This window comes from Paenibacillus sp. LC231 (genome assembly GCF_001860525.1).
Lineage (GTDB): Bacteria > Bacillota > Bacilli > Paenibacillales > Paenibacillaceae > Paenibacillus_AQ.
The window spans coordinates 735,422-760,804 of sequence record NZ_JFOM01000015.1; the positions used below are offsets into that span (position 1 = coordinate 735,422).

The 25,383-nt window shown below is 51.3% G+C and carries 20 protein-coding genes; 18 read left to right on the forward strand and 2 right to left on the reverse strand.

Annotation, left to right across the window (positions count from 1 at the left end; all coding sequences use genetic code 11):
• Positions 1-38: 38 nt before the first annotated feature.
• Together AK95_RS13325 and AK95_RS13330 are read left to right on the forward strand one after the other, a co-directional pair.
• On the forward strand, positions 39-884 hold the full coding sequence (locus AK95_RS13325) for an aldo/keto reductase (protein WP_071220422.1): 846 nt from the start codon (positions 39-41) through the stop codon (positions 882-884).
• Between the two features lie 118 nt (positions 885-1,002).
• Positions 1,003-1,797: an SDR family NAD(P)-dependent oxidoreductase gene (locus AK95_RS13330; protein WP_071220423.1), complete on the forward strand. Its 795-nt coding sequence runs from the start codon at positions 1,003-1,005 to the stop codon at positions 1,795-1,797.
• Positions 1,798-1,823: 26 nt separating this feature from the next.
• Here the strand turns inward: AK95_RS13330 and AK95_RS13335 are convergent, their stop codons facing one another.
• A complete protein-coding gene (locus AK95_RS13335; protein WP_071220424.1) occupies positions 1,824-2,684 on the reverse strand; it encodes an AraC family transcriptional regulator in 861 nt (286 codons plus the stop codon).
• A gap of 192 nt (positions 2,685-2,876) precedes the next feature.
• Here AK95_RS13335 and AK95_RS13340 point away from each other — a divergent pair, with 192 nt between their 5' ends.
• Complete coding sequence (locus tag AK95_RS13340; RefSeq protein WP_235613094.1) at positions 2,877-4,295, forward strand: beta-L-arabinofuranosidase domain-containing protein; 1,419 nt, start codon at positions 2,877-2,879, stop codon at positions 4,293-4,295.
• Positions 4,296-4,310: 15 nt separating this feature from the next.
• A complete protein-coding gene (locus AK95_RS34770; protein WP_235613095.1) occupies positions 4,311-4,757 on the forward strand; it encodes a hypothetical protein in 447 nt (148 codons plus the stop codon).
• Between the two features lie 83 nt (positions 4,758-4,840).
• Here the strand turns inward: AK95_RS34770 and AK95_RS13345 are convergent, their stop codons facing one another.
• Positions 4,841-6,274, reverse strand: a complete 1,434-nt coding sequence (locus AK95_RS13345; RefSeq protein ID WP_083397612.1) for an MDR family MFS transporter — start codon at positions 6,272-6,274, stop codon at positions 4,841-4,843.
• Positions 6,275-6,512: 238 nt separating this feature from the next.
• Between AK95_RS13345 and AK95_RS13350 the strand changes: the two genes are divergently transcribed.
• The 14 genes from AK95_RS13350 to AK95_RS13415 all read left to right on the forward strand — a co-directional run bounded on the left by AK95_RS13350 (position 6,513) and on the right by AK95_RS13415 (position 25,380).
• Positions 6,513-6,890 carry a winged helix-turn-helix transcriptional regulator gene (locus tag AK95_RS13350; protein ID WP_071220426.1) on the forward strand — a complete coding sequence of 126 codons (378 nt, stop codon included), beginning with the start codon at positions 6,513-6,515 and terminating at the stop codon, positions 6,888-6,890.
• Between the two features lie 185 nt (positions 6,891-7,075).
• On the forward strand, positions 7,076-7,609 hold the full coding sequence (locus tag AK95_RS13355; protein ID WP_071220427.1) for a hypothetical protein: 534 nt from the start codon (positions 7,076-7,078) through the stop codon (positions 7,607-7,609).
• Position 7,610: 1 nt separating this feature from the next.
• Complete coding sequence (locus tag AK95_RS13360) at positions 7,611-8,480, forward strand: aminoglycoside phosphotransferase family protein (protein WP_235613096.1); 870 nt, start codon at positions 7,611-7,613, stop codon at positions 8,478-8,480.
• Positions 8,481-8,736: 256 nt separating this feature from the next.
• Positions 8,737-9,744, forward strand: coding sequence for a LacI family DNA-binding transcriptional regulator (locus tag AK95_RS13365; RefSeq protein WP_071220429.1), 1,008 nt, complete (start codon positions 8,737-8,739; stop codon positions 9,742-9,744).
• A gap of 41 nt (positions 9,745-9,785) precedes the next feature.
• A complete protein-coding gene (locus AK95_RS13370) occupies positions 9,786-11,582 on the forward strand; it encodes an L-fucose isomerase (protein ID WP_071220430.1) in 1,797 nt (598 codons plus the stop codon).
• A gap of 12 nt (positions 11,583-11,594) precedes the next feature.
• Positions 11,595-13,271, forward strand: coding sequence for a ribulokinase (locus AK95_RS13375; protein ID WP_071220431.1), 1,677 nt, complete (start codon positions 11,595-11,597; stop codon positions 13,269-13,271).
• A 215-nt stretch (positions 13,272-13,486) separates the two neighbouring features.
• Positions 13,487-14,596, forward strand: coding sequence for a glycoside hydrolase family 172 protein (locus AK95_RS13380; protein ID WP_071220432.1), 1,110 nt, complete (start codon positions 13,487-13,489; stop codon positions 14,594-14,596).
• A gap of 33 nt (positions 14,597-14,629) precedes the next feature.
• Positions 14,630-15,751 carry a DUF4185 domain-containing protein gene (locus AK95_RS13385; RefSeq protein ID WP_235613097.1) on the forward strand — a complete coding sequence of 374 codons (1,122 nt, stop codon included), beginning with the start codon at positions 14,630-14,632 and terminating at the stop codon, positions 15,749-15,751.
• A 73-nt stretch (positions 15,752-15,824) separates the two neighbouring features.
• Complete coding sequence (locus tag AK95_RS13390) at positions 15,825-17,225, forward strand: ABC transporter substrate-binding protein (protein ID WP_235613098.1); 1,401 nt, start codon at positions 15,825-15,827, stop codon at positions 17,223-17,225.
• A 91-nt stretch (positions 17,226-17,316) separates the two neighbouring features.
• Positions 17,317-18,204, forward strand: a complete 888-nt coding sequence (locus AK95_RS13395; RefSeq protein WP_071220435.1) for a carbohydrate ABC transporter permease — start codon at positions 17,317-17,319, stop codon at positions 18,202-18,204.
• Positions 18,205-18,225: 21 nt separating this feature from the next.
• Positions 18,226-19,050 carry a carbohydrate ABC transporter permease gene (locus tag AK95_RS13400; protein WP_235613099.1) on the forward strand — a complete coding sequence of 275 codons (825 nt, stop codon included), beginning with the start codon at positions 18,226-18,228 and terminating at the stop codon, positions 19,048-19,050.
• A 30-nt stretch (positions 19,051-19,080) separates the two neighbouring features.
• Positions 19,081-21,306: a DUF6259 domain-containing protein gene (locus AK95_RS13405; protein ID WP_071220437.1), complete on the forward strand. Its 2,226-nt coding sequence runs from the start codon at positions 19,081-19,083 to the stop codon at positions 21,304-21,306.
• A gap of 73 nt (positions 21,307-21,379) precedes the next feature.
• Positions 21,380-23,323 (forward strand): DUF4185 domain-containing protein, encoded by a 1,944-nt coding sequence (locus AK95_RS13410; RefSeq protein ID WP_071220438.1) that lies wholly within the window; start codon positions 21,380-21,382, stop codon positions 23,321-23,323.
• A gap of 38 nt (positions 23,324-23,361) precedes the next feature.
• The gene (locus AK95_RS13415; RefSeq protein ID WP_071220439.1) at positions 23,362-25,380 is read left to right on the forward strand and encodes a glycoside hydrolase family protein; all 2,019 of its coding nucleotides are present in this window, start codon (positions 23,362-23,364) and stop codon (positions 25,378-25,380) included.
• Positions 25,381-25,383: the final 3 nt, after the last annotated feature.

The following is a 25,383-nucleotide window of genomic DNA, read 5'->3' on the forward strand; positions in this document are numbered from 1 at the left end:
TACAACAAAAACAAAAAAATGTTCGGAGGTTTATCAACATGACAGCACAACACTTACAAGATACAACCACTTTATATAATGGAGTTAACATGCCTTGGTTTGGACTTGGCGTATTTAAAGTAGAAGAAGGACCGGAGCTGGTGAATGCCGTTCGCACGGCCATCCAGCATGGATATCGGAGCATAGACACTGCCGCCATATACGGCAATGAAGAAGGCGTTGGACAAGGCATTCGCGAGGGCTTGGAAGCTGCCGGAATCAAACGGGAAGATCTGTTTGTCACATCTAAAGTATGGAATGCCGATCTCGGTTATGAATCGACATTGAAGGCATACGATGAAAGTCTGCGAAAGCTGGGTCTGGAATATTTGGATTTGTACCTTATACACTGGCCGGTTGAAGGGAAATATATAGATGCGTGGAAGGCGTTAGAAACGTTGTACAAGGAAGGACGCGTCAAAGCCATTGGCGTGAGCAATTTTCAGATCCATCATCTGGAGCATTTAATGAAAGAAACGGAAATTAAACCGATGGTGAACCAGGTGGAATATCATCCAAGACTAACGCAAAAAGAACTGCAGGCGTACTGCCAGGCGAATAGAATTCAGCTTGAAGCATGGTCTCCATTAATGCAAGGACAGCTGCTGGATCAAGAGGATCTTCAGCACATTGCAGAGAAGCATCATAAATCGATCGCGCAGATTATTCTTCGTTGGGATTTACAAAACGGCGTTGTCACGATTCCGAAATCGACCAAAGAACATCGGATCGCCGAGAATGCGGATATCTTTGATTTTGAATTGTCCGCTGAGGATATGCAGCGCATCGATAGCTTGAATCAAAATCACAGGGTGGGACCGGATCCGGACAATTTTGATTTCTAAGAAATCTGCTTTTATGTAAGGACAGAAGTTTAATGAATATTGTGGCTCTCCTGAACCTCGGGCGGTAACGACGGGAATGGGGAGAGTCATTCCTACATAACGGAAGGAGAGATGTTTAATGAATTTGGATCTAAAGGGAAAAGTCGCATTGGTAACAGGTTCGACGTCCGGCATTGGCAAAGCGATTGCCATGTCGCTGGCAGCCGAGGGAGCGTCCGTCATTATAAATGGAAGACATGAGGACAAAGTAAAACAGACGATCCATGATATTCACGCTGTGCATCCTGATGCCGAACTGCGTATTGCCGTGGCGGATCTCGGAACGGAGGAGGGTTGTCATCAGGTCAGGGAAGCTGCTCCAGTCGTTGATATTCTGATCAATAATTTGGGGATATTTGAGCCTGCCGAATTTTTCGATATCCCTGATGCGGATTGGTTCAGATTCTTCGAGACCAATATCATGAGCGGAGTTCGGTTAACCCGGCACTATTTGAAGAATATGATCAATCGCAATGAAGGTCGAATTATATTTATCGCGAGTGAAGCGGCGATCATGCCGTCCCAGGAGATGGCACATTACAGCGCAACCAAGACGATGCAGCTGTCCCTTTCCAGAAGCTTGGCTGAGCTGACGACAGGGACCCGCGTCACGGTGAATACCGTCATGCCTGGCTCCACGCTTACGGAAGGCGTTGAAACGATGCTGAATACGCTGTATCCGGATGAGGATCTTTCGATCGAAGAAGCAGAGCAGCGGTTTATGAAGGAGAATCGGCCGACTTCCATCATTCAGCGATTGATTCGACCGGAAGAGATTGCGGATTTTGTTACGTATCTCAGCAGTCCCAAATCCTCGGCGATTAACGGTTCAGCGCTTCGAATCGACGGGGGCTTGGTACGAAGCGTATTCTAAGCAATCGTGGTGTTGTGAACGCTTTGTTAGGAACGGTATTTCTGCCTAAAGGATTTGGGTTTAAAGCCTGTATACCGAATAAAGCAGCGAATGAAATACGGAAAAGAACCGAATCCGGATTCTTCGGCAATGCGTCCGATCGGATCGTTGGTGTGGATCAATAATCGCTTGGCTTGTTCGATCCGATGCCGCGTTAGAAATTCCAGGGGCGTGCAGCCGAACGTTTTTTTCATGCAGATCGACAGATAGTTCTGATGGAAGTGCATGGCATCGGATAATCTCTGATAGCTAACCGGTTCTTTGTAATGTTGTCTTAAATAGTTGGCGGTTCGTTCGGCTATGGCATACTGAGGATTCTGATGCTGGATCCCGTCCTCTTCGGCTTGAAGCAGCAGGAGCAGCTCATGCAGCAGCTGCTGCTGTTTCCAGCGTGCCGCGGAAGAAGACGATGGCTGAAGGTTCTGCATTTGCTCTAACAGGAGTTTCGCCTGCTCTATCGACGGCAGCTCTCCGTACTTGGGTATATAAAAAGAGAAACGCTCGATCTGCACATAAGGCAGATCGGTTTGCGATAAGGCAAAAAGGGTCAGCTCCTCTGTTTCAATCCAAGACCCTAGCGTCTGAAAATGCAGCCAATAAAAGTGCGTTTCCTCCTGACAGGGCTCAAATGTCCGGTGGGCTGCATCCGGTCTTAGAATCAAGTAGCATCCGGCCCTCACCCTGTAAGCAGCACCGTTCTCCTCCAGGAAAAGCGCCCCTTTTGTCACCAGAATCAGATCAAAGACCCCAATGTTATAGCGATCCGGATGTTTGTCTCCTACCTGATAGGTATCTTCTCCACAAATGATATAGTGGGGCAACGGCGGCGCCGTGAACTGGAAGATCATCTGCGACCAGGCCTCCTCCTCAAAACGGACTTTTCTCTATGATAATCGCTTTGCCGGTCCGGATTCAATACGCCAGCATGTTGCAATCGGATAAAAAGATGTTGTTTCTGTGTATAGGGCACCGCCCGGGTAAGATGGTATATTTCTACCAGAGTGCACCTACTAAAACAGAAACAAGGAGTGTGGAAGTTGATGCTGCATGAGACTGCGTTTAACAGTTTGCCGCTTCGAGCGATTAAACCGTCCGGATGGCTTAAGAGTCAGTTGGAGATTCAAGCAAGCGGTTTTACCGGACATTTGGAAGAACAGTGGAAAGACGTAGGGGATGAGAACGGGTGGCTGGGCGGCCAGGGAGAGAGCTGGGAACGGGGACCTTATTATGTTGACGGTTTGCTTCCGCTAGCTCATTTGCTCGAAGACGAGACTTTGATTGCCAAAGCGAATCGCTGGATTGAGTGGTCGCTTGCGAGCCAGCAGGAGAATGGCATGTTCGGTCCGGCTCGCATAACCTCCGTCAATCAGGATATCGACAAGGAGCAGGACTGGTGGCATTACATGATCATGCTGAAAGTGATGATGCAGCATGAAGAAGCAACGGGCGATGAACGGATCATTCCTTTTCTGACGAAGTTTTTTACTTATGTCCATTCGGTTATCGAGGAACAGCCGCTGCGGGGCTGGGCGCAAACCAGGGGTGCTGAGATGCTGCTGTGCATCGTGTGGTTATATCGACGTACGAAGCAACCTTTTCTGTTAGAGCTTGCCGATATCGTTGCTGCACAAACAACGGACTGGAGCGATATCTTTCATGATTTTCCGTTCTGGCGAAAGGTCGAAGAGTGGGATTGGACAACCCATGTCGTGAATGTAGCGATGGGAATTAAAACGCCGGGCGTATTGTTTGAATTGAGTGGCAATCCGGTGGAGCGGGACAGCGTGCATCGGGGCATCGATTCCCTGATGACGTATCACGGTCAAGCGCATGGCATGTTCTCCGGAGACGAATGGTTATCCGGCACCCATCCGAGTCAAGGCGTAGAATTATGTGCCGTCGTGGAGTATATGTTCTCGATGGAGCAGCTGACGCGTATTTTCGGGGATGGACGTTTCGGGGATATTTTGGAGAAGGTCGCATTTAATGCGCTGCCCGCCGCCATCTCCCCGGATTGGACCTCGCATCAGTATGATCAGCAAGTGAACCAGATGATCTGCAATGTCGCTCCGCGGGCATGGAGCAACAGTCCGGATGCCAACGTCTTCGGCCTGGAGCCGAACTTCGGATGCTGCACGGCCAATATGCATCAGGGCTGGCCCAAGCTGACGTCGCACCTGTGGATGAAGGACCGGGAGGACGGGCTTGTTGCCGTTTCCTATGCCCCATGCACGGTGAGAACGACGGTCGGTCTTCAAGGTGTTCCGGCTGTCGTCGAGGTAACCGGGGAATATCCGTTCAAGGATCGCGTTCAAATCCATTTGTCGCTGGAATACGAGGCATCGTTTCCTCTATCGCTGCGCATCCCGGCCTGGTGCGACGATCCCGTCATTACTCTGAATGGGCGCGAATTGCCATTCCAGGTGCAGTCCGGTTATGCACGAATCGTACAGAACTAGCAGAACGGCGACCGATTGGATATTCATTTGCCGATGGAAGTGAAGACTGTTACGCGCAGCATGTACGCTACCAGCATTGAAAGAGGGCCGCTGGTGTATGTGCTGCCAGTGAAAGAGAACTGGCAGATGATCCGGCAGCGCGACATGTTCCACGATTGGGAGATTTACCCTGCATCTCCATGGAAATACGGTTTGGTCGCCGATACGTCATTCGAGGTGCTTGAGCAGGATATGGTCCGCCAGCCGTTCCTGGCGAAGGATGCACCTGTCAGGGTGAAGGTGAAAGGCCAGCTGATTCGGGATTGGAAGATGGAAGGCAACAACGCCGGAAACCCTCCGCTTCATCCGAATACGGACGGACAGCCCATTACGGAATTGGAATTGGTACCATACGGAAGCGCCAGGCTTCGGATCGGTGAATTCCCTCTGATTGGAGAGCGGAAAAGAGCCGCTAAGAAATAAGTGAAAGTAAGCATGTTTTAATTGGTTATAATGAAGAATCCCCCTGTTGAGGGGGATTCTTGTTTTATCCATCCTTCATCTTATCATGCTGTTGGCTGATCGATGGGTTTATCCACTTGTTCCGACGGCTTACTGAGCAATAATCCCATGACGACCCCAAGAGCGGCCACAGCCATCACAACAAGGAATGTAGACGAGAACGCATCAGCCCAAGCATCGATTTTCGGTACGGAATGAGAAGAAGCCGAAATACGGGTTGTCAACAATGTTGAGAAGACAGCCACGGCAAAGGAGCCCACCACTTGCTGTGAGGCATTGTTTAGGGATGTAACACGGTTGATTAATCCTTGCGGTGCAGCGTTCATAACGAAGGCGTTCAAAGACATAGCATATAATGCATGGCCGGATCCGGCTAAGGTCATTGCGACAATTATGATTCCCTTTCCTCTGCCAAATGAATCCGTAAAGAGCAAGAATGCTCCCAGACCTAGAAGTGCAGTACCGATAATAACAAGCAGCTTTACACTACGAAACCGATCATACATACGTCCACCAATCTGCATGAGTACGATACTGGCAATGGCAGGTGATATCATGAGAAGCCCAGTATCAAAAGCATTAAGTCCTTTCACCTGCTGGAGATAAACGGGAACCAGAAAGAAGTTTCCATAGAATGCGGCAGCAGTTATCCATAGAATTAACATAGCACTTGTAAAAGACTTGGAGCGGAACACTCGCAGCTCAAGGAGCGGCTCGCTCTTGCCAAGTTCAATCAGGATGAATAGTAGAAGCGCCGCAACACCAACCGCAAGGCCGATAACGGTCTGTATGGAGCCCCATCCGACATCGCCCGCTTGATTCACGCCATATACGAGGGCGGCAAAAGCGATTGGACCAAAAATCATTCCGAGTTTATCCAGCTTAGCTTGAGTCTGACTCTTCAGTTTAGGAAGATAGCGTAGTCCAAACCAGATTCCTAATAAGCCTACAGGTACATTCACCCAGAATAAAAAGGGCCAGCTAACGCTATCCACCAACCACCCGGCAAACACGGGTCCGATGGCTGGTGCAATAAGAATGGGAACACCCAAGTACGATCCCATTACGGTCCCTACCTTGTCCGGAGGACTGATCTGAAAGACAATGGCATAACCAATCGGCATGACTATGCCTCCTCCTAAGCCTTGAAGTACACGAAATAGTATAAATTGCTCTGCGTTGACCGAGAGTGCGCACAGAATCGAGCAGATTGTAAAAATGAAGATTGCCAGGATAAACATGCGCCTGCTGCCAAAACGGTCAGCCAGCCAGCCAGCTACAGGAATGATGGCCGCTTCAGCAAGAATATAACCCGTGGTCGCCCATTGCATAAATGATAATGAGCTTTGAAAGGAATTCATTAGATTAGGAATGGCCACATTCATGGCTGTCATATTAAGCAGGACCATAAACATGCCAATGATGATAGCGAATAAGGGTGCGCGAATTTCTTTTATGGTAGTAATGGTGGTCGACATGTATTGTCTCCTCCTGTTATATTTTTTTGTTCGAAGCCACATCTCCGGATATGTGACCCCATTCAGAAAGAGAATCGCGCGATTCCAGGTGATACGTGATGCAGTATTCAAGTTTGCACCTTGATCACAGCTATGTGCCAAATTATAATGACTCTAAATCAACAATAACAGTAGGCAATATTTATTGATTAGATCATTTAATATAGACCAACTTACTTTACGTTAGGGTGGCGATGACTTGAGCGATCGTTCAGAGCATAGCGAAGATTATGAAGAATGTACGGAGGTTATTGGCGAGGTTTTAAAAATAGTCGCAGTGAAACGCGCAGTTCACGTAATTGGTGAACTGCATGATGGTCCTCAGCGTTTTAACCGCTTGCGTCGGAGTTTGGGCAATATCAGCACGCAATCATTGACAGTGATCCTGAGGCATCTGGAGCAAAACGGCATCATTAACCGTCAGGTATTGCCGACTATGCCGGTTACCGTGGAATATTCATTGACAGACCAAGGTAGAGAATTTGAAGAGGTCCTAAATGTGATACATGATTGGGGAGCATCTAGGAGAATGCATCGGACTTCATTAGGAAAAGCAAGCTTCTCAGCAGAGAAATAGTAAACGGAAGTTCAAAAAAATCGCGAAACGCGTTTTTTTTGATGTGGAGATTTGCATTCAAGGTGAGATAAGTGTTTACGAAGCTTAAAAATACACATAATATGGAGTTATTGGAAAGGTGATTAATGGGATAAGAGACATGGAATGCGCTGGTGAGTAAGGGAAATTTGCCGAAGGAGATTTTCATGAAGAGAAGAATGATAGTGGTCCTATTACTCGTATTGGTTATTCTGATCAATGGCAATGCTCAACGAGATTCGATGGATACGCCCCTATATGAAGGTAGAAGCCTCGTCATTGGTGTGATCGGAGAAACACCGCAAGTCAGGGAGAAGGGGCATGTGGGTTTTAAAGAAGTTACGTTTCAGCAGCTAGAGGATCTAGACCTTTCCGCGGAGCTTGACGCCATATTCATAACAAAAGAACATCTGGTGGAAGCTTCTGAGCCCAAATATACAGAAGTGTATAATAAGGCTGAAGTTCCCTTTTTCTATATTGAGTCTAAAAAATCTCATGTCCCCTTCACGATCGAAGAATTGTCTTACGATGAGGTTCCGGATCTTTCATCGGATATGTATGCAACCGGATATTACGGTAAGGCTGCGGAGCATTGGGGTTACGGTTTGTACAACGGTGTAATGAATGAGACCAATGTCCAGGCTGTTTATTCCCATATTTTCGCAACGATCGAGTCGTTGCATCATGACGGAGGTACGTAATTTGCGGGAAATCATTTGGTTGGAGAAAAGCCAGACGCTTGAGCTATTGTTGGAACATGAACCTGCAATGCAAGTCATCCCGTTAGATTCCGGTCTGGAAGCAGAGGTGGCGAAGATCGTCACGCCATCGGCAGACTACGTACTGAAGGTTTGGAATAAAGCGTCCAAGCCCGATGTTCTAATCCAGTATCAAATATTGAATGCATTGTATTCGCATGGAAGAGATGTATCGAAGCCCTTGGGCTGGGGGACAGACCGGTATAGCAATCCAGTAATGCTGACCAGTTACGACGGCACGCCCGTACTAAAAGTCAATCAGTCCAGACTAGTAAAGCTTGCGAAGATGCTAATGGATATACATAAGTTGCCCCTGGATAGTCTGAACGGCTCCAGGCTGCCGAGTTATGACTTCGTCTCTTATTTTTATCCTCGAATTGATGAGTTCCCGGATATCCAACATCCATTGATGGAGCTTGTTCAGCGTGCGAACATGAAACAAGAATGTATCATCCATGGCGATTATCACCTTGGCAATATTCTTGAGCATGAAGACGAACTGACCGTGATCGATTGGACGAATGTCCAAATGGGCGATCCCCGATATGATATCGCATGGTCGATTATCTTAATGTGGATATATGTAAGCGAGAAGCAAGCGTCCTTTTACCGAGCTGCGTTTTGTGCCGAGAACCGTTACGAAGCCGTTGAGCTTGAGCTGTTTGAAGCCATTGCGTGTCTGCGCTGGGTTTTGCTTAGCAGAGTGGACCACCCTCCCATTAGAAAGGATACGATCGCTAGGGTAAGGTCGATATTGATGAGCAACACGTATTTAAATATCAGGTTTCCTAACAAGAGGGAGATAGATTCGTGAAATATTACAGCTGTACACGGAGCCCCCTGAAGCCACCTTGCGTAAAGGTAAGGGGCTTTTTTCTATAGCGTGATAAGCCATCCACTCGCCCAAGAATGAGATCAGTTAGAGCTATGCAAAAAGTCGAGTACAATTCTCTTCTGAAGTTTTAAAAAATAGGGTTGACATAAGCATGTCCCTTCTTGTAATCTGTGATTGTAATCGTTTACGTAATCGATTACATAGCGGAATCATGACGTTTTGAGGTGAACAATGTTTGGCAAAAGCAACGATTAAACAAGTAGCAGCGGCAGCAGAAGTATCCACGGCAACCGTTTCAAGAGTACTGAACGACAGCGATTATGTAAGCGATGAAATTAAAGAGCGAGTGATGGCGGCGGTGAACCAATTGAATTATCGTCCAAGCGCCATCGCCCGCAGTCTGAAGCAGGACCGGACCTATATGATCGGGGTCATCGTTCCCGATATTTCCAACCCTTATTTTATGGGGATCTCCAGAGGTATTGAGGACATTGTAGGCAAAGAAGGCTTTCAGCTTATATTCTGCAGCTCGGATGAGAATCCGGACAAGGAAAGACGACTGCTAAAGCTTATGCAGGAAAAGCGCGTGGACGCCGTCGTACTGGCGACATCTGGGGGCAATGATCCAGCGATCAAGCAGTTGGCGGATTCCAAAATGCCGATTGTTCTCGTAGACCGGAAGCCGGACTCGCCGGAAGCGGGTTTGACTCTCGATCTGGTAGCCGAGGACAATACCGAGGGCGCATCCCGCCTGACCCGGAAGCTGCTTGAGGATGGTCATAATGCAATTGGAGTAGTAAATGGACCGACGAGATCCAGCACGGGCAGGGAACGTCTTGACGGTGTCCGGAAAGCGATGAAGGAATACGGCCTGAACGAGGAACCCATGGTGTATAATGGAGACTTTTCTACGGAGGACGGAATCCGCGCGATACAGCATTTTCTGGCAGCGGAAAGAAGGCCAACTGCGGTTATATCCCTGAATAACCGCATGAGTCTCGGTGTTTTGCTTGAGATTGTGCGTTGCGGTCTAAAGATTCCGGCCGATATGGCCGTAGCTTCTTTCGGTGAAGTAGAGGCCGGTCCATTACTCAAGGAATCGGGACTCTATTATATGGAGCAGCATCCCTATGACATGGGGATCAAAGCCGGCGAGATTCTTCTGCGTCGAATTCGCGATGAGGTCCCGCTGTCTGAACCTGAAATAGCGATTTACAGCAATGAAGTGAAACAGCTGGATTGATTCTATATGCTGCCGCTCTAAAAACAGAGAGGATGATGACGATGCAATATCAAACTCACAACTGCAATCGATTGCAGAGGGAGCTGCCGAGGATTGGTATTCGACCTGTTGTAGATGGTCGGAGGGGAGGCATTCGGGAATCGCTGGAGGACGTAACGATGGATATGGCGAAGCGAACGGCGCGTCTGCTTACCGAACGGCTAAGGCACAGCAACGGGCTGCCGGTAGAATGCGTGATGGCTGACACCTGCATTGGAGGCGTAGCCGAAGCCGCTCGTACGGAGGAGAAATTTTCCAGGGAGAATGTCGGTCTTACCATTTCGGTGACTCCCTCCTGGTGTTATCCAACGGAAACGATGGATACGCATCCGACAAGGCCGAAAGCCATTTGGGGATTTAACGGAACGGAGCGCCCCGGTGCCGTGTATCTGGCAGCAGCTCTTGGCGCGCATAATCAGAAGGGACTTCCGGCTTTCTCTATCTATGGTCGGGATGTGCAGGATATCGGCGATACCGAAATTACGGCTGACGTTGAGGAGAAACTTCTACAATTTGCAAAGGCTGGCCTTGCCGTAGCGACCATGAAGGGTACTTCGTATCTGTCGATGGGCACGGTATCTATGGGAATCGCGGGCTGTATCGTCGACGAGGATTTTTTCCAGAAGTATCTTGGGATGCGAAATGAATATGTGGATATGACGGAATTCGTAAGACGAATCGAGCTGGAAATTTACGATCATGACGAATATGAGCGGGCGCTTACCTGGATTAAAGAAAATTGCAAGCCTGGGGCGGACGTCAATCCGGAGCATTTGAAGCGAACCGATGAGCAGAAGCAGCAGGACTGGGAGACCGTCGCGAAGATGGCGTTGATTGCGCGCGATTTGATGGTGGGTAATCCGAAGCTGGCGGAAATGGGATACGGAGAGGAAGCGCTCGGGCGAAATGCGCTGGCTGCAGGTTTTCAAGGACAACGTGCCTGGACGGATTATTTTCCGACCGGGGATTTCATGGAGGCTATACTGAACTCCTCCTTTGATTGGAATGGTCTGAGAGAGCCCTACATGGTCGCAACGGAGAACGACAATCTGAATGGGATTACGATGCTGTTCGGACATCTTCTCACGGATGCAGCCCAGGTATTTGCGGATGTTCGTACATACTGGAGCCCGGAAGCCGTAAAGCGTGTAACCGGGTATCGGCTTGAGGGAATTGCGGCGCAGGGCGTGATCCACCTGATCAATTCCGGGCCTGCTGCCCTTGACGGAACGGGAAGGCAGACGAAGGACGGCAGACCGGCGATGAAGCCGTTCTGGGAAATCACGCAGGAGGAAGTTCAGGACTGCCTCGATGCGGTTAAATGGTGTCCGGCTATTGATTTCTTTCGCGGGGGAGGCTTCTCGACTGACTTTACGACCCGGGAAGGAATGCCGATTACGATCGCGAGAATTAATAGGGTTGCGGGTGTTGGACCTGTCCTTCATATAGCCGAGGGGATGACCGTTGAGCTGCCGGACGCGGTACACGATATATTGGATCAGCGAAGTGATCCTACATGGCCGACGACCTGGTTCGTGCCGAATCTGACCGGTCATGGCCTGTTCAGGGATGTTTATACCGTGATGAGCAATTGGGGATCCAACCATGCCGCCATGAGTTATGGTCATATCGGCGGGGAACTGATCACCTTGGCATCAATGCTCCGCATTCCGGTATGCATGCACAACGTTCCGGAGGAACGGATATTCCGACCAAGCGCCTGGACCGCCTTTGGCGGACTGGAGCCGGTCTCGGCCGATTACCGGGCATGCGCAGCTTACGGTCCTTTGTACAAATAGGAGGCAGATAACATGAAGCAGTTATACACCATTGGCGTGGATTTTGGTACGGAATCGGGCAGAGCTCTGTTGGTTGATATCACGACCGGTCGAGAAGTTGCTACCCATGTGACGCCATACACGCATGGAGTCATGGACGAGGTGCTGGTCCACTCGGGTTTGAAGCTGGAGCAGGATTGGGCGCTGCAGCATCCAGATGATTACATAGAGGTGCTTCGGCAATCCATCCCGCGCGTGCTCTCGGAGGCTAACGTATCTCCGGATCAAGTCATCGGGATCGGCATCGACTTCACGGCATGCACGATGATGCCGCTGGATGCCGGGGGGACTCCGCTGTGCATGCTCGAGGAATGGAGGGACAATCCGCATAGCTGGGTAAAGCTGTGGAAGCATCACGCGGCTCAGGATGAAGCGAACCTGATCAATGAGGCCGCTAAGCGGCGAGGGGAGAAATTTCTTGCACGCTACGGAGGGAAGCTGTCCTCGGAGTGGATGCTTGCGAAGTCTTTACAGATTCTGAATGAAGCTCCCGAGCTGTATGAGCACGCTGTACTGTTTATGGAGGCTGCCGATTGGGTGGTCATGCAATTGACCGGTCAGCTCGCACGGAGCAGCTGCACCGCAGGCTATAAAGCCAATTGGCATAAACGGGATGGATATCCGTCCAAGGAGTTCCTTCAGTCGCTTGACCCGAGGTTCGGGACCCTTGTGGAGGCGAAGCTGCGAGGCCCGATCAAGCCACTGGGTTCAAAAGCTGGCGGATTAACCGACTCGATGGCAGCTATAACCGGGCTTCTGCCAGGCACCGCGGTAGCCGTAGCCATCATCGATGCCCATGCCATGGTGCCGGCCGTCAGTGTCGTAACCCCGGGTAAACTGGTGCTCGCCATGGGAACCTCTACTTGTCATTTGATATTAAGCGACAAGGAAGTGACGGGAGAAGGGATTTGCGGTGTCGTCGAGGATGGGATCATCCCCGGTTATTACGGGTATGAGGCAGGACAATCGGCCGTTGGCGATATATTTGCCTGGTATGTGGATGAGGCAGTACCGGAATATGTAAGGCGCAAGGCTGCCGAAGAGCGCCTCGGCATACATGAGTGGCTTGAGAGGGGAGCGTCGCAATATGAGCCTGGCCAAACCGGCCTGCTGGCTCTCGACTGGTGGAATGGAAGCCGTTCCGTACTGATGGATGCCGATCTGAGCGGTGTCATCCTTGGATTGACCCTGCAGACCAAGCCAGAGGAAATATACCGGGCGCTTCTGGAGGCAACCGCCTTCGGAACGCGAGCGATCATCGAAGCCTTTACCGAAAGCGGCGTTGATGTCCAGGAGCTCTATGCTTGCGGTGGATTGCCACAGCGAAACCGGCTGCTGATGCAAATCTATGCCGACGTTACCGGCAAGGAAATCAAAGTAGCGGATACCGCCCAGACGGCTGCCTTTGGTGCAGCTATGTTCGGCGCCGTTGCGGCAGGCAAAGAGCGGGGAGGCTATGGGAGCATCGTAGAGGCAGCAGAAGCCATAGCTCGTGTTCGTGAAGAGACCTTTAAGCCGATTGAGGCCAACGTGCGTGTATATGATCAATTATACAAGGAATATAAAGGACTTCATGATTATTTGGGAAGAGGCGAAAACGGGGTGTTGAAACGCTTGAAGACATTAAAGAGCGGAAAATTACCGGAATGAATGAAAGATTTAACGCCTAAAATAAACGCCTATATGAACGTCTGGCCACGACGTAATATCGCCGGGTAGCATTGGACTCATAAACTGGGAATGCAGGTTCTGGAAAGACCTGCATTCCGTATTAACTAATTCTGCAATCGATGTCACAATTTGTGAAACGGCATTACGAAGTACGTTCAACCATCATCCGTAACCCATAAAGGAGCGAATCATTCATGAACAATCATGCAGCATTATCTTCACTTAGCCTTACCCGAACCGGAAAAAGAAAACGGGAATCCAGCTACGACCGTTCTGGAGGCAATAAAGACTACTTCTCCATCAACCCAGGCGATCTGACCGAAATTTGCAGTATTCCGGGCGCTGGCGCCATCACTCACATCTGGATGACAATGGCCAGCGACGTCCCTGCGGAGGAATTGTATTTGCCGCGTAAAATCGTTCTCCGCATGTACTGGGACCAAGAGACGGAGCCCAGCGTAGAAGCGCCGATTGGCGATTTTTTCGGAATGGGGCACGGGCTCACCAAAAATTATACGTCAGCGGCATTGATGATGAGTCCCGAGGACGGAAAGGCATTCAACAGCTTCTTCCGTATGCCGTATGCGGATGGAGCTCGCATTACGATTGAGAGCGAGGCAGAGCATCCTATCAAATTTTATTTCTATGTGGATTACGAATCCTACGATAAGCTGCCTGAGGAGGAGCTGAGATTCCATGCCCAGTGGCACCGGGAAAATCCGACCGACGGGATACCGGACAACGGGGTGGATAACGCCTACTACGAATTCGGCGGCAAGAATACGACCGGCAGCGGCAACTATGTCATTTTGGACGCGGTCGGTAAGGGCCATTACATCGGCTGCAACTTCAATGTCCACAACCTGCGCGATACGCGGGAATGGAATTGGTACGGCGAAGGCGACGACATGATTTTCATCGATGGGGAGCCGTGGCCTCCGACCTTGCACGGAACGGGCATGGAGGATTATTTCAACACGGCATGGTGTCCGCAGCAGGAGGTGTGCACCCCGTATCATGGCATTATTTTGGGAGGGGGACCGAACTGGAGCGGCAAAATCTCCACGTACCGTTATCATATCCTGGACCCGATCATGTTTGAGAGCAGCATCAAGGTCACGATTGAGCACGGCCATAACAATCATCGCAGCGACGATGTTTCCTCAACAGGGTATTGGTACCAGGCAGAACCGCATCGCCCTTTCCCTGAACTGCCAAAGGTTGATAAACGATTGCCTCTGCCGGATATCAAGCCGCTTAACCCTGCCAGCATGAAACAGATCTTCGGCCATTCTAACCCTTGATATCAAGGGTGGGATATCGAATCGAAAGGGGAGATGAGCTTGAGGGTGAAAACGGCTTTGCTTGCCGGCCTATTCTTGCTGCTTTGCGGCTGCGCGAACGGCAGCAAGGTGAATCCCCAGCTTGATGGAGCAGATAAGGAGTTTTTATTAAAAGGCATAACCGGCCTGGAACAAATTACGCAATTGACCGGCGAGCCATCGCCTAATCACACGGATCGTTACGCGGTGTACGGGACCGACCTCGGTTCCATGATGAACGACGGGGAACGAACTTACTTCGTGTTCGGGGATACGTTCGGCGAGAGGGAGCCGGGACAGACTGGCGGAGGAGGCAGCTACTGGCGCTCCAACACGATGGCCTATACAACGGATGCGGAGGCGGCTGACGGCATCACATTTGAAGGCATGGTGACGGATGAATTCGGAACGGCCAAGGAACTGCTGCCCTCAGCCAAAATCGACTACGAAGAAATGACGAAAATCCCGACCCACGGCATTGCGGCAGGAGATGCTCTGTATTTGTACTACATGTCGGTCAAACATTGGGGAGATCCGGGGAAGTGGGAAGCCAATTACAGCAGCGTCGCCAAATCGGTTGATAACGGAGAAACCTGGGAGCTGCAGGACCAGCTCCGTTGGCCGGGGGATGGCAATTTCATTCAGGTAAGCCCCTATAAGGTGGAGAATGACACAGGCGCCTCGAACATTTATTTCTGGTGCATTCCAGCTGGGCGCTTTGGCGGCGTTCAGCTTATGAAGGTGGGGGAGGAGCACATCGAGAAGCAGTCCAAATACGAGTATTTTAGCGGCGTGGATGCTGACGGCAATCCCCGGTGGAGCACCGATATGAAGGATGCAATAGATGTGGTGGATGACACGGCAGGCGAGCTTTCGGTTGTATGGAATGCTTATTTGGAACGCTGGCTGATGACATATCTGAAGGAAGGTAGGGGTGTTGTCATACGTGAAGGCATAACGCCATGGGGACCATGGGGCGAGCCTCTGGATTTGGTCCGAGCCGAGGATTATCCGGGACTGTACGGTCCGTATATGAATGACCGGTATACCGAGAATGACAGGCAAACGATCTACTTTACCTTGTCTTTATGGGATCCATACAACGTCTTCTGGTTTAAAGCCTCGCTGGAAAAATGAAAACGGATTCAATTCATGTTCGGTTTAAATGCGAATCGCATTTAGATAGTTTGATCCATTATAAGGAGGGTTCATGATGCAGAAAACAACCATCAGCTTCAAATCCTGGCGTGTTCTGTTCTCCGCAATTCTGGTTCTCGTATTGTTCATTACAGGCTGCGGCGGACGATCCGGCGGTCCCGGAGGGGGAGCCTTAAGCAATCCGCCGGAAAATGAAAGCGTAAACAACGGAGGCGGCGCCGGCGACAAAATAGTGATCGATTTCTGGGCGCAAAAATTCGAGGATACCACCGATGCCTGGTTCAAAAAATGGGTCGGCGAGTTCAACAAATCCCAAAGCGAAGTCGAAGTGAAGCTGACGATTGTTCCGGCTGACGCTTGGGACCAGAAGATGAAGGCAGCGCAAGCCGCGGGGAAAGCGCCGGATATCCGAACGATCAACTACGGCAATGTGGCCAACGCGGCAAAGACGGGTCAGCTTATGGCGCTGAACGATTTGATGGATTCTGCGGCATTCGATGATTTGTACGACAACATGAAGGATTTTGTAGCCGTCGACGGTCAGTACTACGCTTACCCGAAGCTCGTTGAACCGTCAGCCGTGATGTTCTATCGGAAAGACATGTTCGAGGCAGCCGGGCTTGACCCGAATCAGCCGCCGACCACATGGACGGAGCTTCTGGAGACGGCTCAGAAGCTGACCAAGAAAGGCGTGTTCGGATTATCGATCGCGCAAACGGCTCCAGATCTGGGCTGGTCGAGCTGGGGGCTGCAGTACAACGCGGCAGGACATCTTGCGGTGACGGAGGACTGGTCCAAAGCGGATGTGAACAATGACGGATACAAGGCGCTCCTGGATTTTTACCAAAAAGCCTACCAGTCCGGCGTCATGCCGAAGCAGGCTCTGGCCGGATATGCAGATATCAAGCCTTTCGGTGAGGGCAAGATTGCCATCCAGATTTGCGGTTCCTGGGCAATCGGACAGCTTCGCAACACGTATAAAGATATGGTTGGTAAAGTGGGGATCGCACCAATGGCATCGATGGACGGCGATTTGACGAAACCGACGGCAACGCTCGGCGGCTGGTCGCTGGCAGTTGACGGGAAATCCAAGCATCCGCAGGAATCGGCCGATTTCATCTCATACCTCCTCGCGGGTGATCCGAGCATCATGATCGACTTTTTCAAGACGTCCCAATTCTCCAAGTTCTCCCCGCGCAAATCGGTGGACGAAGCGATGAAGTCCGATCCGGATGCATCGAAGGATGCATGGCGTTCGCTGGTCTCCGAACAGATCATACCTTACTCCCAAGCGGAGCCAATCTATCCATGGGACATCAGCTTCGCGCTCGCCACCTCCATTGAGTCCGCAATGAAAGGAACGTCAGTGGACAAAGCGCTGGAGAAAGCGGAGAAGGATATTAACGATTTCATTACCAAAAACAAGCTTGCCGGCACAAATCCGAAAAATTAGCGCTTAGGCGGCCATCGGGGATCAACCCTTCAAATACGGATATCCGATTTCGGATGGCTGCCTCATCCTTAGGTCATGGTGGTGACTCTATATGTTTAAGAAAAATTTCCGGCAGGATAACGGAGTGGCTTATTTGCTTCTCGCACCCATCGTCATTCTGCTAACGATCTTTGTCATCATACCTTTCTTCTATGCCCTGCGAGTGAGCTTCTATAATTGGAGCTTCTACCAGGATTCCACCTTTGTGGGCTTACAGAATTTCTATATGGTGCTGACGGATGACCTCTTTCTCCAGTCCATCTGGGTAGGGCTCAAGTTTGCCCTTATGGTCGTTCCGACGATGCTGATTCTCTCGTTTCTGTTCGCCAACATCATTAAGAACCTGGGCTCCGGCTTCGCTAGCGTCGTGAAGACCTCCGTGTACATCCCAACCATCATTTCCGGGATCGTGGCATCGGTCATCTTCGTTTTTATCTTCGATTATGCCGGCGGCTTAGCCAATTATATCATCGGACTGTTCGGATATGAGCCGAAAGCTTGGCTTGCGGATGTGGCTACGGCGCTGCCCAGTATCGCCGCTCCTGCCGTATGGCTGGGCTTCGGTCTCACAACGCTGATCATGCTGGCAGGTCTTCACGATATTCCGAAGAGCTACTATGAGGCTGCGGAACTGGAGGGAGCGGGCACCTTTGTCCGCATGTGGTACATCACGATTCCGCTCATGCGCAATGTGATTCTGTATCTGCTCGTAACCGGATTTACGGCGCAAATCTCACAGTTCGAGCTGTCCCTCGTCATGACGGGCGGCGGACCGCTAAGCGAGACCACAACGCCGAACCTGTATATCTTGAACCATTTCCGCAACGACGTCATGGTCGGCAATTCCATCGCGGCATCACTGCTGTTGTTCGTGGTTCTGGGCAGCATCTCGGCCATCATCTTCAGAGTATTGAATTCGGAAAAAGCGATCGACGGTTAGGGAAGACAGGAGGATAACTTGATGAAAACGTTCAACGGAGTTCAGAAAACATTGATGACACTTTTGACCGGTCTGGTGACAATTATGGCTCTGTTCCCGCTGCTGTGGGTCATCATCGCCGGGTTCAAAGACAAGGCGGAGGTGCTTGCCACGCCGTTCCGATTCTTCCCCAAGAAGTGGATGGTTCAGAATTATACGGACATTCTCGGCGATTCGGCCTTCATTCAGTCGATGCTCGTCACATTCGGGGGCGCGGTATTATTTGCAGCGCTGAGCTTGGCCGTCAACGCTACGGCGGCATACGTCTTCGCCAGGCTCGAATTTCGGTTCAAGACGTTTCTGTGGGTCTACGTCATCATCACCATGTTCATTCCCGGCATGGCGATCCTGCTGACCTCTTTTATCGTGGTGAATGAGATGGGCATGCTCGATACGCTTGCTGTGCTCGTATTGCCGGGGATTGCTTCTGCGGGTCATATGTTCTTCATCCGCCAGTTCTATCTGAATATTCCAATGGCCTTGGAAGAGGCGGCACTGATCGACGGAGCGGGCAGGATCAAGATCTTTACCCATATTTTCATTCCCATGTCGTTCCCGGTCTTTGTCATTGTAGGCATCGGCTCCTATTTGGCCTATTGGAATTCCTTCGTATGGCCGACGATGACGGTTACCAACCCGGAGCTGTTTCAGATTATGCAGTATTTGTACACCTTCCGTTCCGAGCGTGCAACGGAAATGGGCATGCTGATGGCCGGATCGGCGCTTTCCTGTTTGCCGACCATTGTCCTGTTCCTCTTCTTCCAGAAGCACATCATTTCAGGAATCAAAATCTCCGGATTGAAATAGCGTTTCAATGCGAAAAAGTGGAGGTGGCGGATGATTATCATTGAGAACAGACGCATTCGGGTTGAGATCAGCGAGCATAACGGAACGATCCAAGCTGTTCGCGATCGCTTAAAGGGGATCGATTATATCGCGGACTCCGGCCGTGGCGATGCGGATCCGTTTCGACTTGAGACAGACGCGGGGGTTAGCAGTTCTTTTCAAAAATTTGAATGGAGTTGGGAACGTGCGGCATCCGGGCAAAATCAAGTTCGATTATGCTGGCACACGCAGGAAGGCATGGTCGTAACGTCGTCCGTAACACTCATGGCGGAAGAGAACGGTATTGAATTCAAATGCGGGGTTGATAACCACTCGGAAGACAGGGTGCTAAGCCTGGAATATCCGGTTGTCCCGAACATGGCCACGATTACGGAAGATGGCGAGGAGGATTATATTGCCCATCCCTTCGCGACCGGATTTGAGGTTAACGATCCGATGAAGGTTTTTGAAACGAACGGGATCGGGTTTCGTTTTATGCCTTACCCCGAAAGCTTCTCGGGGGCGACGATGCAGTTCTTTACCTATTACGGCAAGGGCAGGGGCGGGCTGTATTTCGCGGTGCTGGACGGCGAAGGCCATCCGAAATGGCTGAATTTCTACAAGAACGGGAATGGCATGCTGGAAGGCTCTGTGATCCATGGCTGCAGCGATATGCGACCCGGCAAAGGGATACGGCCTCATTACCCGATACAGGTGTCGCTTCTGTCAGGAAGCGGGTGGTACGAAGCTGCTGACCGATACAAGAGCTGGGCCGTAAGGCAGAAGTGGTGTTCACGCGGCAAGCTTTCGGGCAGGGCAGCGAAGGAGGGCAGTCAATGGCTGCATGAGGACATGGGAGCAGCGACCTTCGGAATCAATGCGGGATCGAACCGCACGGCCTGGATTCAGAAGTATCATGACAGCATCGGAACGCCGATGTTTCACATTCTGGGCCCCGACTGGACGCATCGGCCGCAGACGTTCGGCAGCGGCGTGCCGGGAGGATATGACGATTGGTTCCCGACCCGCTTCAACCCGGAGAACATCGCCCTGATTCGAAAGCTGGGCCATCGCTTCGCCCCGTTCGAGTTCGATTATTTATATCATTTTGACGGAGCTGACGGAGAGCTTGGCAAGGAAGCAGAACAGAAATTTCCCGAGTTGAAAAAAAGCGTGGATGCATACCGCTTCCCGTTCCTCTGTCCGGCCCATCCGTATACCCATGATTTTCATGTGAAACGGGATGCGGCGCTGCAGCGAAGCGACGATATCGATGCGATTTACTATGATATCTCCGCCAACAACATTCTAAAGGTCTGCATGGATGAAAACCATGGTCATCCGGTGGGAGCAGGCAGCATCATCGAGGAGGCCTACCGGTGGAACTATGCGGATACGAAGGCGGCCATGTACGAAATCGCGGAACGTTACATCCCCATGGGCACCGAGATGATCAATGAGACGATGCTCGATCTGATCGACTACTATCAGGCGCGGGCCGGAGGGCAGCCCGCAGCGCCGCTTGAAGGGTGGCCGATCCGGGAGCTGTTAAAGTCAGGCGATGCCCGCCTGATCCCGATGTTCACATACGTGTATCATGAGTACGGCGCGCTGAGATTGGACGGCTGGGGCAAGCTGGCGGAGGAAATCGGGGAGCTGTACTATTTTACGGTGGCACGCACGTATATCTGGGGCGGTTTATACGAATTGAATTACGAATACAGTCCGATGGAGGCGCTGGACGGAATCGAAAATACGGCGGCGGAGCATTACTACCCGTTTGATCCTCGCGAGTATGCCTTTTCGACGGAGCGGGCCGAGTATTTGGCGCTGTATGCACGGCTTCGGACCGGAGCGGCGAAGGCGTACTGGTCGTATGGGACCATGCTTCGGCCCCTCTCCTTCGACAGCCCGCAGACTTCTATGAAATGGTTTCATTATAACCATGGCAAGGAAACGCCGGAATATAACAATGCAGGAGAATTGTTGACCGATTCCGTTATCCATGCGGCATGGCAGAATGAGCAAGGCGATGTTGGCTTGTTCTTTGCGAATGTGACCGAAGCGGAGCAAATGATACGTATAGATCTTCGACCGGAAGACTACGGGAAAACGGCAGTGAGCGGGCGGCTGTTCACGCTTACGGGAGAGCAGGCCGTTGATTGCGATCCGCAGCAAGATGATCGGCGCTTGCTCTCGCTTCCAGCCCGAAGCATCGCGATGCTGGAGTTGACCTAGCCTTGAACTCGAGAATATAGATATTGCACGGCCGCTTGAGAGCGATAATGTGAAGGAGGGTATCTATAATTTTATGAAGAAGATGACGACAGGTGTTCTCGCCTTTTCCATGATATTCGCTTCCACTTGGGCGGGCAGCGCCGAAGCGCTGACGCCAGAAGGCACGAAGATGATCGCCCGGGTTACAGGTGCAACGCCTGCCGGAGAGACCATGCCGAATCCGAATCAAACCCACATGAACTACGATGTCGGCGGGACGGATTTAGGCATCGTGTGGGATAAGGGCGGCGGCGAATATTTCATTGCTTTCGGCGATACCAACGATACGGCAGGCAACTGGAACCGAAGCAATGTGCTGGCCATTTCATCGGATACGAATCTGGAGGATGGTCTTGCATTCTCAACAATGATTCAGAGCAAGCCAGGCCACGCCAAGGAAATTCTTCCCTCCAAAAAAATCAACAATGATGAAATGACGGTCATCCCGACGGCAGGCGTAACCGTTGGCAACAGGCATTATATCCATTACATGTCCGTCAACCACTGGGGCCCAGCCGGCCGATGGTATACGAATTACTCCGGCATCGCTTACTCGGATGACAACGGACAGAACTGGACCAAGAGTCCCTCCGCCCGCTGGTATAACAACACGTCAACCTGGAACAATCCTTTTCAAATGGCAGCGTTCCTTAAGGACAGCGGATTCGTGTATATGTATGCTACGCCGAACGGCCGCTTTGGGGACGTATATCTTGCACGGGTACCGGAGAATGGGCTGCTGAATATCGGGGATTATCGTTATTGGGACGGAAGCGGCTGGTCGGCGGCCCAGTCTGCAGCCCGGCCGGTGGCGATCGGTGTGGCAGGCGAGATGTCCGTAGCTTACAACACCCACTTCAAACGGTATATCATGACCTATCTGAACGAAGATCGGCAGGCGATCGTCATGCGGGATGCGGCAACGCCGATCGGTCCATGGAGCGGAGAGAAAATTTTGGTGCCTGGAGATTTCACGGGCCTTGGTCAGTACAATGCGTATATGCATCCGCTGTCCAATAACGGGCCTGAGCTGTATTTTATCATGTCCACCTGGTACCCGGATTACAATACCCATCTAATGAAAACTACGCTGACCCCTGACATGCTCGGCGATAATATCATCTCGGACCCGGGCTTCGAAACGCAGAGAGAAACGCCGGTCATGGCCCCATGGTATGTTACGGGCGAAGGCGGCTTGGACCGCCAGCTCGGAAATGCCCGAACCGGTGAGAATAATGGATATGTACGCAACGGCAGCGGCTGGAACGCGATCAAGCAGCGGGTGGTTGTGCAGCCGTATACCAACTATACCTTGAAGGGCTGGGTTCGTACGTCCAGCAACAATACGAAAGGCCACTTCGGGGTTAGGGAGCCAGTTGATGGGGCCGTTATTAAGGAAACCTCCTTTGCTCAATTGAGCGATTATACGGAACTGACCGTGACCTTTAATTCCGGGAACCGTTCCGTCGTGGAATTGTATACGGGATTGTGGGCAAACGGAGACACCTGGCTTCAGGTTGACGATATGTCCCTGGTGAAGGATTTGAATCTCGTGGGTCATGCCGGATTTGAATCCCAATCCTCTTCAAGTCTGTCGTCGCCTTGGTATTCGAACGGAACAGCCGGGGTAGACCGTAATCTTGGATTTGCACGCACCGGGGCAAACAACGGATATGCAAGGGCAAGCAGCGGTTGGAATGCGATCAAGCAGGAGATTTTTGTCGAGCCGGATACCGAATACACTTTATCGGCATGGATCCGTACTTCAGACAACAATAACGACGGATATTTTGGCGTAAGGCAGCTTGGCGATGGTCCGGTATTAAGTGAAATTTCATTTCAGAACATCCCTGGATACGCCCTGAAGACAGTTCGCTTCAACTCGGGCCAGTATCATAGTCTGGAGATTTACGCCGGGATGTGGGCCACATCGGATACGTGGATTCAGGTTGACGATTTCAGCGTGGTTAAGAATTGACGAAAGTGGCCGAGAGACCGGAAAGAAGGGAGACATGCATGAAACGATTACCGGATTCTTTTGTGAAGCAGTGGGTTTACGACGATATCGGGCAAACGGCGCCGGAGGTAAGCCTGCATCAGCTGGATAAAGAGACGATCCACTGCGTGCTGACATTCGAGCTGGAGCAGACGATTCAACAGGATGACTGGCAGATGCGTTTGGAGCCGGCATTCCTGCCACATTTTCACTGGGCGCCTCATTTAACGCCGACTTCCCGTCATGTGATGGACCAGCATTGCTTTCGTTCGCCCGCGCTCATCGTTCATGACGATACAAAGACGCTCATGCTCATACCGGATCTGGATCTGATCACGAAGGATGCAGACGCTCGTTGGTACATGGACCTGGATGCCCCTAATAACCAACTTGTCTTGGGAATGAGCCGAACTCGGGTGAGCGAGCATGTGCTGTTTGAGAAAGTGAATGGCGCTTCATATCCTTCCGGAACGATACGGTTCGGTTTCTATTTGAAAATGGCGGATCATGATCAGGCCGGATTGAACCCCTGGCGATCGTTGCTGCAGTTTTTATGGGATCGATGGGGCCATGCCCAATTCGGTCAATCGATCCGTGAGGAGGTCCGCCTAGACAGCTATGTAAGGCATGCTTATGATTGGGCTTTTCGCAATTGGAAAGACACGGTCTGGCAGGAATTCGAATGGGACGGACGGAACGTAGGCGCACCGGTATTTATTGCCGATGTGAGTCAAAGTCCAAATTATCCGGGCGTGCCGAACGAAAGGGAGAGTCGATCGATCTGGAATCAGGCCTGGTTCAGCTCCCTTCGCTCTGCTCAAGGCATCTACCGATACGGTATGGAACAGAACGATCCGGAGCTGGTTCGCAAGGCCAGGCTTATGAAGGAGCTTGCGCTGGCGGCCCCGCAGCGAGGCGGGTTCTTTCCCGCCGTCATCGCAACGGAGATGAAGCGGGTGATGGTAGATGGACAGCAGGTCAATCGGTCCGGGAGCTGGGCGTTTGCCTACTGGGGAAATTCCAATCGCAACCCGGTCGACCCTTGGGGGGCCATCGCTGCAGCACCTTATCATGTGCTGGATATGAGCTGGACGGCGCTGCTCATGCTTCGCTGGCATGATGAGCTCGAGCCGGATCCAAGGCTGATGGCATATGCCGCGCGCTATGCGGATGCGCTCGTGGCCCTCCAGGACGGGAAGGGATATTTTCCAGCATGGCTGGATCAGGATACGTTAGCGCCGCTGGATATCCTTCGGGAGTCCCCGGAAACGTCGCTCTCCGTCACATTTTTGCTTAAGCTGCACCAATTGCGCCCGGATTCCAAATACATGGAAGCGGCAGAGCAGGCGCTTAAGGTTGTTATCCAGGAGATCGTGCCGACCGGCAGGTGGGAGGATTTCGAGACGTATTGGTCCTGCTGCGGTTATGGGCGCGATGAGCTTCCAGGCAACAAGGTAGCTAGGAATAACATGTTCAAGCAGTGCAATTTCTCCATGTTTTGGACGGCGGAAGCGTTATACCATATGTATAAAACAAACGGTGACAAACGATATATGATCGTTGGCCAACGTGTGCTGGATGAAATGCTGATGACGCAGGCTTCCTGGCAGCCGCCCTATCTGTACGTCGACGTAGTAGGCGGATTCGGCGTCATGAACTGCGACGGGGAATGGAATGATGCCCGGCAAAGCCTGTTTGCTGAGCTGATTCTGCAATATGGCGTGGAGTTGGACCAAAAAGAATATATTGAGCGCGGGTTAGCCGCTTTGCAGGCCTCGTTCGTCATGATGTATTGTCCCGAAAACGAAAAAACAAAAGAGCAGTGGGAGCGGGCGTATCCTTTCTTTAACGAGAAGGATTACGGCTTCATGATGGAGAATTACGGTCATGATGGTGTTGTGGATGAGGAGGGGCGAGGCATGGGGACATTCACCATCTTCGATTGGGGGAACGGTGCGGCAGCTGAGGCTTACCTGCGGATTAAGGACCGTCTGGGTCAAACGTTGAAAGAGCGGTACGGATACGATATCACATACTAAAAG

Excerpts from the sequence above, each read along its gene's own strand:
- AK95_RS13325 (WP_071220422.1), top strand. The coding sequence starts at position 39 with ATGACAGCACAACACTTACAAGATACAACCACTTTATATAATGGAGTT.
- AK95_RS13330 (WP_071220423.1), top strand. The coding sequence starts at position 1,003 with ATGAATTTGGATCTAAAGGGAAAAGTCGCATTGGTAACAGGTTCGACG.
- AK95_RS13335 (WP_071220424.1), bottom strand. The coding sequence starts at position 2,684 with ATGATCTTCCAGTTCACGGCGCCGCCGTTGCCCCACTATATCATTTGT.
- AK95_RS13340 (WP_235613094.1), top strand. The coding sequence starts at position 2,877 with ATGCTGCATGAGACTGCGTTTAACAGTTTGCCGCTTCGAGCGATTAAA.
- AK95_RS13345 (WP_083397612.1), bottom strand. The coding sequence starts at position 6,274 with ATGTCGACCACCATTACTACCATAAAAGAAATTCGCGCACCCTTATTC.
- AK95_RS13355 (WP_071220427.1), top strand. The coding sequence starts at position 7,076 with ATGAAGAGAAGAATGATAGTGGTCCTATTACTCGTATTGGTTATTCTG.
- AK95_RS13370 (WP_071220430.1), top strand. The coding sequence starts at position 9,786 with ATGCAATATCAAACTCACAACTGCAATCGATTGCAGAGGGAGCTGCCG.
- AK95_RS13375 (WP_071220431.1), top strand. The coding sequence starts at position 11,595 with ATGAAGCAGTTATACACCATTGGCGTGGATTTTGGTACGGAATCGGGC.
- AK95_RS13380 (WP_071220432.1), top strand. The coding sequence starts at position 13,487 with ATGAACAATCATGCAGCATTATCTTCACTTAGCCTTACCCGAACCGGA.
- AK95_RS13385 (WP_235613097.1), top strand. The coding sequence starts at position 14,630 with ATGAGCTTGAGGGTGAAAACGGCTTTGCTTGCCGGCCTATTCTTGCTG.
- AK95_RS13390 (WP_235613098.1), top strand. The coding sequence starts at position 15,825 with ATGATGCAGAAAACAACCATCAGCTTCAAATCCTGGCGTGTTCTGTTC.
- AK95_RS13395 (WP_071220435.1), top strand. The coding sequence starts at position 17,317 with ATGTTTAAGAAAAATTTCCGGCAGGATAACGGAGTGGCTTATTTGCTT.
- AK95_RS13400 (WP_235613099.1), top strand. The coding sequence starts at position 18,226 with ATGAAAACGTTCAACGGAGTTCAGAAAACATTGATGACACTTTTGACC.
- AK95_RS13405 (WP_071220437.1), top strand. The coding sequence starts at position 19,081 with ATGATTATCATTGAGAACAGACGCATTCGGGTTGAGATCAGCGAGCAT.
- AK95_RS13410 (WP_071220438.1), top strand. The coding sequence starts at position 21,380 with ATGAAGAAGATGACGACAGGTGTTCTCGCCTTTTCCATGATATTCGCT.
- AK95_RS13415 (WP_071220439.1), top strand. The coding sequence starts at position 23,362 with ATGAAACGATTACCGGATTCTTTTGTGAAGCAGTGGGTTTACGACGAT.